The sequence below is a fragment of the Candidatus Poribacteria bacterium genome, from assembly GCA_026706025.1.
Taxonomy (GTDB): domain Bacteria; phylum Poribacteria; class WGA-4E; order WGA-4E; family WGA-3G; genus WGA-3G.
In genome coordinates this window covers 93,775-106,516 of record JAPOZO010000056.1, presented here as the reverse complement: position 1 = coordinate 106,516, position 12,742 = coordinate 93,775, and the positions used below count along the sequence as shown (strand labels likewise).

The window sequence follows — 12,742 nt, the reverse complement described above, 5'->3', positions numbered from 1 at the left end:
TTTGGTAAACTGCATCAAGAGGAAAGAATATGAGACATCTTCACTATTCCTATAACACGCTCCACATCGCGCTTGTCCTACTAATGCTTGCTGCTACCCCAATATGCAGCGAGGCAGAGGTCTATCCGTATCCTTACGGCAAAGGCAACGAAATCGTCACCCTCAAAGGGCTCCCACTTGATCTAACACGGTTTGATCCGATTGCCAACGGATACATTCCACACAAAGGTGGAAGCGATTTCATCATAATGGAGCAGTTCGATAAAAACTGCGGTCCCAACAGCGTTCAGATGCTACTCTACTACCACAGAAAACACAGGCGACTCAAGGATATCTGGAAGGCAGGAGGCATCAATACCGTTGCATTCGGGACAGTGCCGAGCGAGCTCCGACAGGCACTCAACGCATCAGATGTCCCCGCACATTGGTACAGCAGAAGAACGCTTGACGACTTGCGACGCTACATCGATGAAAATCGCCCGCCTATTCTGCTCCTGCGGCTCTCAAATAGAGGGTATCACTGGGTGGTCGCTGTAGGCTATGATACCCGGTGGGATGAATTCCTCATCGCTGACCCGAACGGACATTTCAAATGGTGGACCGCAGAGCAGCTTGACGCTCAGTGGTCGCTGGCGTGGCAGCCAGAATTTGAGACAGTAGGCGAGGAATGGTACGAATTCCAGATTGACGTAGGTTTGCTCCAAAATATCCATCTCAACCCGAATACGGTCATTGTTCCGTCACAAGCCCCTTCCTTTGAAACAAATTACCTTGATTACTGGTCGGATATGCAGGCAATTGAAGTTTACGGGGAAACAAGGTTTCGGGGTGGCACACGCGCCTGGGAAAAGACGCTCACATTTCAAAATCCATTTAGTATTGTACAGGTTTCTGACATTGAACTGCTGACTTCCACAGGGACAGCGAGCGTAAGCGGATGGGAGCGAACCAGTGACCGTTCAATTAGACTCTGGGGGGAGATCGAAGATGGGTGGTTTTTGCGTGGCAGAATGTGGATCATCGTTAGGACTTTCTACTTCAACGATGTTGACACCACGCCAGACATAAACGTTGCCAAGGCCCCCGCTGTACGACCTGCAGAAACATCGCTCTTGCCCAACTACCCGAACCCATTTAACCCAGAGACGTGGATACCGTATCAGTTGGCAACACCTGCAGATGTCAGCGTATCCATCTATGCCGCGGATGGGAAATTGGTTAAAACACTTGCATTAGGACATAAACAGGCAGGCATCTACCACGACAAATCCAGTGCTGCCTATTGGGACGGTAAGAACGGTCAGGGCGAACCTGTCGCGAGCGGTATCTATTTCTATAACCTCAAAGCAGATGATTTTACTGCCATCCAAAAAATGCTAATCCAAAAATAAAACGAGTCCGCAGTTATCAGTTCTCTGTGATTACATCTCTTATCATAGGAATCGCAGAAATCAGAGAAATCAAAGTTCAGCATTCAACAACCCGGACGGAGCGGGAATGGATACCGAGTACTAACAACTAACAACCGACAACGGCAGCCACAACGACACTTCAGTCCCTTCACCGAGCGTGCTTTCAATTTCGACGCTACCGCCATGTTCCTCAAGAATCCGTTTCACATTTGCCAAACCAAGACCTGTGCCTCTCGTTTTCTTCGTAAAGAACGGTTCAAACAGATGTGCTAAATCTTCCGCTGGTATCCCGACACCGTTATCAACAACTTTGATGCCGACCGTGTCTTCATTCACCATTGTAGAGACTTTCAACACACCGCCTTGCGGCATCGCCTCCATCGCGTTTAGAATGACATTCATAAACGCCTGCTTCAATTTATCTGAATCAAATTGAATTTCTGGGGTTTCAGGTAACAAATCTAACACTAACTGAATTTTGTGGTGTGCCAAGTTGGCTTCCATCAATGCCAAGACGGCTTGCAGGACAGGCGCGAGTGGCTGTGGGGCGAGGTTAAGTGCTGTCGGACGCGCGAAGTCCATCAGTCCCTTAACAATCGTATCAATTTGTTCAATCTCTTCAAGAATATAACGCAGCGATTGCTGATGTTTCTCGACTGCCATCTCTGGTTTCTGCATCAACATCTGTGCCAACATCCGCATAGATGATAACGGATTCCGTATCTCGTGCGCGAACGAAGCAGACATTTTTCCCGCTGTCGCCAAGCGTTCTGCTTGAATCAATTGATCTCTTGACTGTTTTAGATCTCTGGTCATCTGGTTAAACGCAGCGGCGAGATCACCGATCTCATCATGTGTTTTTATGTCACACTGCTCATCAAGTTCCCCCGTCGCGACGCGCGCCGTAGAGTCAACCAAAACTTTGATTGGGTTCGTTAAGTTCCTCCCAATGAGGTGGCTGATAAGGGCGACCAGTCCTATAACAAGCACAGCAATGCTGAGCATGTACCACGTAAGCGTCCGTTTCGCCTCGGCGATCGCTTCCATCGGACGCAGCAAGCAGTAATATCGTCCAAGGCTCAGCGGGAGATAAAAAACTTTATACGGCTTTCCGTTAAGCGTAATGTCTTGGATAACAGATTTTCCATCTGGATTCTCAAGACGTGGCTTGACCTCACGGAGCCGCATTTTGTCTGCTAAATTCGTCCAATCTCCTTCTACATCTGAGAGTTTATCCAGCGTGGTACCATTAAGCGTGTAATCAGAGCCAAAAATCATAATCTCAACGCTATAAGCACTTTTGATTTTTTCTGGATCCTCCCCAAAGTATCCCGTTTTGGTGATGGTATCCAGCCAGCCTTCCGTTTCACGCGTAAACTGTTCGTCGTATTTCCACGCGAAGATTTCAACGGCAACTAACGGGAGCACAATAGCAACCAGAGCGAAGAGAAGCATGAACGGAAGAACAATTTTGGTTTGAATGCCATACCGACGCATCGGAACCCTCTTTTCTTTGATTGCCACGATAAACAAGTTGTAGAGGTCTTTTGCATGTCGTTTGCTACCGAAACCTGATACGCATGTGATAGATTTCATTTTGGATAACACAAAATCTCAATTTTCTTAAATTATGCACCCTTTTCACCTACAAATCGCGTCACTAACAATTGAAACCTATTTTCATTTCAAGAAGAAATGTGCTGGAGCAAACCTTATGCGGTGATTCATCAACATATATGCAATAACTTCACTGAGGCTGCTGTTAGTATAATCCAACGCGGTTGGCATGTCAACCATGATTGTTCCTTCAGCGAATAAAAACAAATTTGCATCCCTAAGCCAAATATATTATCATATATAATGTAAACTAAAATTAGGAATATAGTAAAATCTTGATTCCGACAATTAGCAAAATGTTACACTTTCCGTGGTATCTTTTTTTCTGCAACGGAAAACCAGAGAAAAACGTTCCTAAACCCTTACTGTGACTGGTTTTAAACGCAGGTGTAAAAAATTATCAAAAAAATAAAAAAGATACCATTTGGTATCTTTTTCACACGGTTGGTAACTTTTTTGGAAGCCATAGTTGGTCTATTAAGTCCTCTAATAAGGGGATTTAGGGGGTTAAAAATCAAAATCTCGTGATGCGTCCATCCTACACTGAAAACAATTGAAGCAGCGCATCCTTGCGAGTGATATTTTAACCGAACAAAATCCGATCAAACACGTCTAATATATGGGAAATTATGGGAAATTATGGGAAATTAGGAACTTTCTGGCACACACGGTGTGTACTTATTAAATTAAATGATTCTACAATGGTGACCAATAAACTGAGGTACTTTAAAGTTAACTTTGCGCCCTATGGAGAAAATAGACATGACATTTACCCAAAAAAGCATCACTTCTTACACGGACACCGAACTTGAACAGATTGATGAGGATTCACTTGTCAATCAGTTCCAGAGCGGCGACACAGAGGCTTTTAATCCTCTCATGCTTAAATATCAAAAGAAAATTTACAACCTCATGTACCAACGGGTGCGCGATCAGGAAACAGCAAAAGACCTCTGCCAAGAGGTTTTTCTGAAAGCGTTCAATGCCCTACCCAACTTCAAAGGCGGTTCAGCGTTTTATAGTTGGATCTACCGGATTGCGATCAATTGCAGTATCGACTTTCAGCGCAAACGGAACCGCGATAAGGTGCTTACGTTTGAAGAATTACCGCCTGAAGCAGACGAGGTGCTAAGAATGACCGATGACCATCCGTCTCCTGAGCAACTTCTTGATGAGAAGGAACTTGGGCTTATCATCAGAAAGGCGGTGAAGAAACTCCCACCCGGTCAGCGTCGGGTCTTTAATCTGCGGCATCGACGCGAACTCGCGATCAAAGAGATCGCAGCACTGCTAAACAGGTCGGAAGGCACGGTTAAAGCGCACTTGCACCATGCACACCGGCAGCTTCAAGGTATGCTGCTCCCCTACTTGCGAAATGAACCGCTCGAATGGAACGGAGAAATTCAGTAGAACTGAAATAGATCACAGACGCTTCCCTATAGGAGCGACCTCTGGCTTCTGAACTGTGATTTCTCTGATGGCTATGATTCCCATGATAAGAGCACCCATCACAAGAAACTGAATACTGAAAACCCGGTCCTAACAACTCAGCTGTTCACCGAGAACGCCATCTTTGTCGAAACTTCAACACCACAATCAGAACCTTATTTTTCACCAGAGATCTTATCACAAAAATCAGAAAAATCACAGAGATCACAGTTCAGACTTAATAGGGCGAAAATGGCATGAAAACCAAACATCTCTGACATTAATATTGATATGTAACTTGACAAAACGCCCCAGATATTGTATAATATATACGGTAGACAATACGAAGAATGAACCATAGGTGGGATGGCTGAGTGGACGAAAGCGGCGGTCTTGAAAACCGTTATGGCGCAAGCCATCGTGGGTTCGAATCCTACTCCCACCGCCATTATGGAGAGGTGCAGGAGTGGTTGAACTGGACTGCCTGCTAAGCAGTTATGGCGTAAGCCATCGTGGGTTCGAATCCCACCCTCTCCGTCTTTAAAGCAACAAATCAGACATGAAGGATAGGCAAAGCATAGATGCCTAACACTTCAATAAAGTACGATGCGCGCCTGTAGCTCAGTGGATTAGAGCATCTGACTACGGATCAGAAGGCCAGGGGTTCGAATCCTCTCAGGCGCTTCATAAGTTATTTGTTGGATAAAATTTGGATAGCGATCTTTTCTGGATGGGACAAGCACTTGAGTTAGCAGAAAAAGCCGCCGAGAAGGGCGAAGTACCAGTCGGTGCGATACTCGTTAGCAACGATGTCCGTATCGCTGAAGCGTCCAATCTGCGTGAACAATCTGGTAGTCCTATCGCTCATGCGGAAATGCTTGTCATACAAGCGGCATCCGAACAAATCGGGAACTGGCGATTTGTTGACACAACGCTTTATGTGACGTTAGAGCCGTGCCCAATGTGTGCGGGTGCTATTGTTTTAGCGCGCATTCCAAAAGTAGTTTACGGCACGGCAGACCCGAAATCTGGAGCAGCTGGCACACTCTACAATATTCTCCAAGATGAACGGCTAAATCATCGGGTTGAATTGGTAAGTGGCGTGTTAGCAGATGAGAGCAGCGCGCTGCTAAAGTCTTTTTTCCAAGAACGCCGCCATAAACAGTAAAAGATGAATCCAGCGTTGAAGGTCCGCTACGCTATCGTTATCATGCACCATAAGGAGAGATGCAGGAGTGGTTGAACTGGACAGTCTCGAAAACTGTTGTGGCGCAAGCCACCGTGGGTTCGAATCCCACTCTCTCCGTTTTTCGATATTTTCGTGGTGAACGATAACATCAAAAAAGTTTACAGCCTATCTCATAAATCGTAGGAGGGGTTTGTAACCCCGACCCGCCACTGAGGTGAATTTGGACAGATCGTATTTATGAGACACACTCTGATTATTGCAAGACGCTTAAGTTTTGCAGCACGTGGGGCAGTAGCTCAGTTGGGAGAGTGCATCCCTCGCACGGATGAGGTCACGGGTTCAAATCCCGTCTGCTCCATACATGATAGTTAACAGTTAACAGTTGTCAGTTACAAGAGGTTTTCGATAGTTTCAAAGTCTCTTAACTGAGAACTGAAAGATTTTTTCATGCCTCGCAGTGAGAGAAAAATCGTACTGACAACTATAAAACGGAGAGATGCAGGAGTTGGTTGAACTGGCATGACTGGAAATCATGTGTGCTGTTTTGCAGTACCGTGGGTTCGAATCCCACTCTCTCCGCCAGTTTTTTGTGTTTAATATCTTGGCTATGCTAAGTGGGGAGGTAGCGGTGCCCTGTATCTGCAATCCGCTATAGCAGGACTGAATCCCCAGTATGCGGCCTGTTTCTGTGGGGTCTGTCCCACGTACGTAGTGTTGAGGGTTGGGTCTTGAGCAACGAGTGCTTGTTGAACCCCGTCAGGTCCGGAAGGAAGCAGCGGTAGATGAGTTGTTCGTGTGACGCAAGGGTGCCTGACCTGAGCTAACGGCGCGGGCAACGCCTGGAGAAGCATGTCAACTCTGGGTGCATAGCCATTTTTTTTGCACATAGTATCTGGACAGACCATATCTCATTCCCAAACCGTACAGGAAAGGATTGCGCAATGTCTTACGAGGTTCTCGCCCAAAGATGGCGTCCGCAAAACTTCAGTGACGTTGTCGGACAGGAACACGTTACCACAACGTTGAAAAATCAGATTCTGTCTGAACGCGTCGGGCATGCCTATCTCTTTTGGGGACCTCGCGGTACCGGTAAAACCACCGTCGCACGTATCTTTGCCAAAGCCGTTAACTGCCCTAACCGTGTTCGAGAAACCGAATTTGACACTATCCAAACCGCAGAACCTTGCAATCAATGCGTCTTCTGTAACGACATCTCACAGGACCGGTCGCTTGATGTATTTGAGATGGATGCCGCCTCCAATCGCGGTATTGATACAATTCGAGACCTTCGGGAAAACGTTAAACTCTCTCCTGCTACCTGCACCTACAAAATCTATATCATAGATGAAGCGCACATGCTCTCAACAGAGGCGTTCAACGCGCTGCTTAAAACGCTTGAAGAACCACCGCCACACGTCATATTCATCATGGCAACGACCGAGCATGCTAAAATACCGAAGACAATTAGCTCCCGTTGTCAAGATTTCGATTTCCGACATCTCGAAGATGAAAAGATAATTGCACGCTTACAGTTAATTGCCAAAGAAGAAGAAATTTCAGCGGACCTGGATGTACTCACGCTCATCACCCGTCAATCTGAAGGCTGTTTAAGGGATGCCGAAAATCTGTTGGAACGTCTCGTTTCATCCGCTGGCAAGGATTTGACAACGGATGCCGTTGAACAAATCATCGGACTCGGTTCGAGTGCCCTGCTCCGAAAACTTACAACGGCAATTACGGAAAGAGATATTTCAAAGAGCCTAAAAACGCTAAACGACTTAACAAAACAAGGGACAGACCTGTCGCAATGCTTGGATCAACTCATCGGCTATTTTCGAGACCTACGTCTTTTAGCAATTGACGACAACTTAAGTGATCTAATTCAAAGTCCTCAATCAGATTTGTCGGAACTCAAGCAGAAGGCGGAGCAGATGTCGGTCAGCCGACTCTCGCGGATCATTAAGATATTGATGCATACCGACCGCGATATTAAACAGTATGGTTACCCACAACTCCAATTAGAGGCTGCGTTCATTCAACTTAACTCACTTGAAGAGGGCCTCCCGCTTCAAGAAATTGTTGATAAATTGTCCGCCTTAGAACAGAAATTTGATGCCGCGGGGATTTCCGAACCGCCGCAACAACAATTTCCGTCTTCAGAAGTAGATCCGTCGGATAGAGAAACCGCAGCATCACAGCCGCTTTTCCAAACGAGTCGAAAACCTGCCGGTTCATCCGCTTCCGATTTCGGAAAGGATAAGGTGAACACACAATCTAAAGAGCAATCCGTAACTTCCGCTTCATCAGGTCTGAATGTCCCAAACCCTTCGTCAACGCCACAAGGATCCCGGGACCTTGCAGACCTGCCACTGTTTTGGGAAGGATTAAAACCAAAATTGCCTATGAAACTCAGGTACGGTTTGTTAGAAGGCTCTGTTCCGGCTGTGAACGGCACAAATGCGGTTAAAATCGCTTGTTCACCCACACATCTCTCAATGGTTACGGAAGAAGACAAGACAATCATAACTAACATTCTAACGCAGGAAATCGGCATGTCCGTGACGATTGAGCTGGTTGCGTTGGATACTGTCCCAGAATCAGCTTCTGCTCAAGATGCGACTGAGAAAGTAGAACGAAAGACACCACTCATGCGAAGAGTTGAGGCGCAAGACGATCCGCAGCTCAAAACAGCACTTGAACTTTTTGATGCTACAGTTTTGGAAACCCAATAATCGCCGTTTCCCAAATTGGGAAAGCGTATCTTATAAGTAAGGAAACTTTTATGACACCAAGCATTTTGTAACAAACGGGAACGAAACACGGATGTACACGAGATCCAAAGCTGCTTGGTGATAGGACAAAAACTATGAAGATGAACGACCTGATGAAACAGGCACAACAAATGCAAAAACGGATGCTTGAAATCCGAGAAGAACTCGCAAACCGAACTGTCGAAGCAACTGTCGGAGGTGGAATGGTAACCGCTGTCGTCAATGGACAACAGGAAGTCATCTCACTCCGGATTACACCGGAAGTTGTTGACCCGGAAGATACCGAAATGCTTGAGGACCTCGTTGTCGCAGCTGTCAATGAGGCACTGCAACAATCGCAAGAATTGATGTCCGCGGAAATGAGTAAATTGACTGGCGGTCTTAAAATTCCCGGACTCCCATAAGAATGGCTATCGGCTGTCAGCCGTCGGAGACCGTCAGCAAAGAGGTTTTCGCGTAACCAAATACCTCTTTTACTGATGGCTGACGGCTTTGCCGCACAAAGAATCCATGCAAGAATACCCGAAACCGCTGGCGAAACTTATCACTGAACTCCAAAAGTTACCGACGATTGGTCAGAAGACAGCGCAACGTTTAGCGTTTTTTATGCTAAAGTTACCTGACACTGAAACCGCCCAAATCGCAGAAGCCATCGCACAGGTAAAACAACAACTCTGCTACTGCGATGTCTGTGGCACGATTACCGATACAAATCCGTGTTATATTTGTACAAGCCCACGCCGCGACACCCGGATGATTTGTGTTGTTGAAGAGTCGGATGATCTCTGGGCTATTGAAAGAACTAACGGTTATAAAGGTTTATATCATGTACTTGGGGGCGTACTCTCACCGTTAGACGGGACCGGACCGGACGAACTCGGAATTAACACGCTCTTTCAAAGAATCAAGGAATCCTCTGCAAACAGTGAACCGGTGCAAGAGGTAATTCTTGCCACGAATTGGACAACAGAAGGACAGGCAACTGCCCTTTATCTTACACAACATCTCGAAAGGTTTGAAGTCACTGTTACTCGTATTGCTTACGGTATTCCTGTAGGTGGAGATTTGGAGTACATTGACGAGGTAACCCTTGCGAAAGCACTCGAAGGCAGGCGAAAGGCTTAGATGAGAACACAGTGTTTCCTACTACTTTTAATCTATCTGTATTGTGGTGTGCTTAGTATCGCGTGCGCGGAACCGGATTCAAATAGCGAAAAAATAGAATTAAAAGACACCACCGATTTCAGGGCAAGCACGGCTCGCCAAGCGAATGCAACCTTTGATGCCCAGCGCGCGTTTGCAGCATTGGAAAAACAGTGTGAATTCGGCCCGCGACCACCAGGCTCAGTGGCGCATCGCGAAACACAGGATTATCTCTTTGTTGAACTTCAGAAATATGCGAACAGTGTAGCACTTCAACCGCACACGTACAAGGCAAAAACTGAGACGCTGCAGCTGAATAATATCTTGGCAGAGTTCGGACCTTCCACGGGTGAAACGCTGCTACTCGCAGCACATTGGGATACGCGACCCTTCGCCGATCACGATCCAAAACCGGAAAATCGGGATATACCGATTCTCGGTGCCAATGATGGCGCCTCAGGCGTCGCGATCCTCCTTGAAATTGCCAGAGTCTTGAAAACGCATCCGCCACCGCGACGGGTTGTTATTGTGCTTTTCGATGGTGAGGATTACGGTAGGTCTACCGACGATATGTTTATCGGCTCCCGGTTTTTTGCCAAAAACCTCGGAAAATGGAAGCCAGATTACGGGATTTTGTTAGATATGGTGGGTGACAAAGATTTGACACTCCCAATAGAACGCTACTCTTGGACTGCAAATCGCGAGTTCACTGAGGCTATATGGAATCGAGCATCAACCCTCGGTTTGGGACCTTTTCAACAACGCTTAGGCCGTGCGATTATGGATGATCACGTTCCCTTAATCGAAGTCGGTATCCCGATGGTTGACATCATCGACTTCGATTACCCTTATTGGCATACAATTGAAGATACAGTTGATAAATGTAGCCCTAAAAGTTTAGAAGTCGTCGCGACACTCGTTATTAGCATTATTTATGACGGACTGTAGAAGAATTATCAGTCGTCAGTAGGTATCAGTTATCGGTTATCAGTCGTCGGTTAATATCGTCTGGCGGTTACAAAGTGTGTTACTGCTACAGCGCATCTCTTTAACTGAAAATTGAAAACTGAAAACTGACAAGTAAAAAAATGAATACCTATCACAAACATTATGACGTTATCGTTGTTGGTGCGGGACACGCGGGTTGCGAAGCCGCACTCGCTGCCGCGCGCATGGGCTGTGAAACGCTTATCGTCACAATCAATCTGGATACGATTGCTAAGATGTCTTGCAACCCCGCTATCGGTGGTCTCGCCAAGGGACATCTCGTTAAAGAGATAGACGCGCTCGGCGGTGAGATGGCAAAGAACATCGACAAGACAGGGATTCAATTTCGACGTTTGAATACCAAAAAGGGACCCGCGGTTCGCTCAAGTCGCGCACAAGCCGATAAAAAGGCGTATCAAGATGAAATGAAACGCGTCTTGGAAGCGCAACAAAGGCTTGACATCAAACAGGTATTGGTTGAAGAACTCCTCGTGGAAAATGGACGGTGCATCGGGATTCTGAGTCAGACACAAACCGCTTACTTCGGAGATACTGTAATTCTGACGACAGGTACTTTCCTAAAAGGCATCATTCATATCGGTGATGTTTCATATAGCGCAGGCAGGGCAGGCGAATCTTCAGCAGAAAAACTCTCAGAAAGTTTTTTAAACCTCGGCTTTGAAATTGGGCGGCTCAAAACAGGCACACCGCCGCGCGTCAATGCCCAGACGGTTGACTTCAGCGTGATGGAGATCCAACCCGGGGACGAAAACCCTCTTCCCTTCTCATTCTCAACCGAACGGATCACGCAGTCACAACTCCCATGTTACCTCACTTATACAAATGAAACAACACACGATGTCATTCGCGAGAATCTGCACCGTTCTGCAATGTACAGTGGGCGTATTGTAGGGATTGGTCCCCGCTATTGTCCATCAATTGAAGATAAGGTTGTCCGCTTTTCTGAAAAAACCGAGCATCAAGTCTTCGTAGAACCGGAGGGACGGGATACGGATGAAATTTACCTCAACGGTATTTCCGCGAGCCTCCCCGAAGATGTACAGGTAGAGATGGTGCATAGCATCAAAGGATTAGAGAACGCTGAGGTCATGCGCTTCGGATACGCCGTGGAATACGATTTCGCCCCAGCGACACAACTACAACCGACACTTGAGACTAAGAAGGTGCAAGGACTCTACTTCGCTGGACAACTCAATGGCACCACGGGGTACGAGGAAGCCGCCGCACAAGGACTTATGGCTGGTATCAATGCTGCGCTAAAGGTCAAAGGCGAAAAACCGCTTGTGCTGGATAGGGCACAGGCGTATATAGCCGTGCTTATTGACGATCTGGTTACGCTCGACATCCGCGAGCCTTACCGTATGTTCACTTCGCGCGCTGAATATAGATTGGCGTTGCGAGAAGACAACGCTGACTTACGGCTTACCGAAATCGGCAGGCAAATCGGGCTGGTTGATGACAACACATTCCACCTATTCCAAAACAAAGCAGCGGACATACAAGCAGAATTGAAACGGTTACAGGAGACGCTTCTTAAGCCAACCACAGCGACTCTGAAGAATTTAAAAAATATTCTCCAGACGGGCGAACTAAAGCAACCGACCTCATTGGCTGACCTCTTGAAACGGCCAGAACTTCGTTATGAACATATAACCCAAATCGCACCGCCCAGTGAGACATTGCCATCTGCCGTGCAGGAACAGGTAGAAATTCAGATTAAATACGATGGGTACATCCAACGGCAACAGCGACAGATTCACCAATTCAAGAGATTGGAGAATTTCCGAATCCCGGATACATTCGACTATGCGAACGTTCAGGGGCTAAAGACGGAAGCACGAGAAAAACTTACAAAGATTCGTCCCGCCTCTATTGGGCAAGCGTCGCGACTGCCCGGCGTTTCACCAGCCGACATTTCAATCTTGACGGTTATCCTTCATCAAAAGAGAGCATGAAAGTAGATCACGATTTGAAACTCGCTCCTACAAGTTGGTCAAGTTACACGTAATATAACAATATCCGTTTGTTCTCGTCTAAAACCCGTTTTGGACAGGGTCCCCACCCGTTACTGGGAAGGGGGACAAAACGGAGCAAAACCCAATATTTAAAAAATTTTGGCACAGGACAAGCACGTTTTATTACAAGAAACTTTCAATCGGCACGGGTTTCCGTTA

9 protein-coding genes, 6 tRNA genes and 1 other RNA gene are annotated in these 12,742 nt (G+C 46.7%); 15 read left to right on the top strand and 1 reads right to left on the bottom strand.

Annotated features, from left to right (window positions below; all coding sequences use genetic code 11):
* Window positions 1-29 precede the first annotated feature (29 nt).
* A complete protein-coding gene (locus OXH00_13090; GenBank protein MCY3741944.1) occupies window positions 30-1,391 on the top strand; it encodes a T9SS type A sorting domain-containing protein in 1,362 nt (453 codons plus the stop codon).
* Window positions 1,392-1,511: 120 nt separating this feature from the next.
* On the opposite strand, the gene OXH00_13085 is transcribed toward OXH00_13090, so the two are convergent.
* On the bottom strand, window positions 1,512-3,008 hold the full coding sequence (locus tag OXH00_13085) for an ATP-binding protein (protein ID MCY3741943.1): 1,497 nt from the start codon (window positions 3,006-3,008) through the stop codon (window positions 1,512-1,514).
* A 783-nt stretch (window positions 3,009-3,791) separates the two neighbouring features.
* Between OXH00_13085 and OXH00_13080 the strand changes: the two genes are divergently transcribed.
* The 14 genes from OXH00_13080 (at window position 3,792) to mnmG (ending at window position 12,523) form a co-directional block, all read left to right on the top strand.
* On the top strand, window positions 3,792-4,439 hold the full coding sequence (locus OXH00_13080; GenBank protein MCY3741942.1) for a sigma-70 family RNA polymerase sigma factor: 648 nt from the start codon (window positions 3,792-3,794) through the stop codon (window positions 4,437-4,439).
* 378 nt (window positions 4,440-4,817) lie between these two features.
* Window positions 4,818-4,905, top strand: a tRNA-Ser gene (locus OXH00_13075).
* A 4-nt stretch (window positions 4,906-4,909) separates the two neighbouring features.
* Window positions 4,910-4,994: transfer RNA gene (locus OXH00_13070), tRNA-Ser, on the top strand.
* Window positions 4,995-5,067: 73 nt separating this feature from the next.
* Window positions 5,068-5,141 (top strand) — tRNA-Arg (locus OXH00_13065).
* A 25-nt stretch (window positions 5,142-5,166) separates the two neighbouring features.
* Complete coding sequence (gene tadA / locus OXH00_13060; protein ID MCY3741941.1) at window positions 5,167-5,625, top strand: tRNA adenosine(34) deaminase TadA; 459 nt, start codon at window positions 5,167-5,169, stop codon at window positions 5,623-5,625.
* 53 nt (window positions 5,626-5,678) lie between these two features.
* Window positions 5,679-5,763, top strand: a tRNA-Ser gene (locus tag OXH00_13055).
* A 168-nt stretch (window positions 5,764-5,931) separates the two neighbouring features.
* Window positions 5,932-6,004 (top strand) — tRNA-Ala (locus OXH00_13050).
* A gap of 132 nt (window positions 6,005-6,136) precedes the next feature.
* A tRNA-Ser gene (locus tag OXH00_13045) sits at window positions 6,137-6,228 on the top strand.
* Between the two features lie 23 nt (window positions 6,229-6,251).
* An RNA gene (gene ffs / locus OXH00_13040) (signal recognition particle sRNA large type) lies at window positions 6,252-6,516 on the top strand.
* Window positions 6,517-6,587: 71 nt separating this feature from the next.
* Window positions 6,588-8,378, top strand: a complete 1,791-nt coding sequence (dnaX, locus tag OXH00_13035; GenBank protein MCY3741940.1) for a DNA polymerase III subunit gamma/tau — start codon at window positions 6,588-6,590, stop codon at window positions 8,376-8,378.
* A 134-nt stretch (window positions 8,379-8,512) separates the two neighbouring features.
* On the top strand, window positions 8,513-8,821 hold the full coding sequence (locus OXH00_13030; protein MCY3741939.1) for a YbaB/EbfC family nucleoid-associated protein: 309 nt from the start codon (window positions 8,513-8,515) through the stop codon (window positions 8,819-8,821).
* 106 nt (window positions 8,822-8,927) lie between these two features.
* The gene (gene recR, locus OXH00_13025) at window positions 8,928-9,542 is read left to right on the top strand and encodes a recombination mediator RecR (GenBank protein MCY3741938.1); all 615 of its coding nucleotides are present in this window, start codon (window positions 8,928-8,930) and stop codon (window positions 9,540-9,542) included.
* Complete coding sequence (locus OXH00_13020) at window positions 9,543-10,508, top strand: M28 family peptidase (GenBank protein ID MCY3741937.1); 966 nt, start codon at window positions 9,543-9,545, stop codon at window positions 10,506-10,508.
* 140 nt (window positions 10,509-10,648) lie between these two features.
* Window positions 10,649-12,523, top strand: a complete 1,875-nt coding sequence (gene mnmG, locus OXH00_13015; protein MCY3741936.1) for a tRNA uridine-5-carboxymethylaminomethyl(34) synthesis enzyme MnmG — start codon at window positions 10,649-10,651, stop codon at window positions 12,521-12,523.
* The last annotated feature ends 219 nt before the right edge of the window (window positions 12,524-12,742 follow it).

Coding starts and splice junctions, on each gene's coding strand:
- OXH00_13030 (MCY3741939.1), top strand. CDS start 8,513: ATGAAGATGAACGACCTGATGAAACAGGCACAACAAATGCAAAAACGG.
- OXH00_13080 (MCY3741942.1), top strand. CDS start 3,792: ATGACATTTACCCAAAAAAGCATCACTTCTTACACGGACACCGAACTT.
- OXH00_13020 (MCY3741937.1), top strand. CDS start 9,543: ATGAGAACACAGTGTTTCCTACTACTTTTAATCTATCTGTATTGTGGT.
- recR (MCY3741938.1), top strand. CDS start 8,928: ATGCAAGAATACCCGAAACCGCTGGCGAAACTTATCACTGAACTCCAA.
- mnmG (MCY3741936.1), top strand. CDS start 10,649: ATGAATACCTATCACAAACATTATGACGTTATCGTTGTTGGTGCGGGA.
- OXH00_13085 (MCY3741943.1), bottom strand. CDS start 3,008: ATGAAATCTATCACATGCGTATCAGGTTTCGGTAGCAAACGACATGCA.
- dnaX (MCY3741940.1), top strand. CDS start 6,588: ATGTCTTACGAGGTTCTCGCCCAAAGATGGCGTCCGCAAAACTTCAGT.
- OXH00_13090 (MCY3741944.1), top strand. CDS start 30: ATGAGACATCTTCACTATTCCTATAACACGCTCCACATCGCGCTTGTC.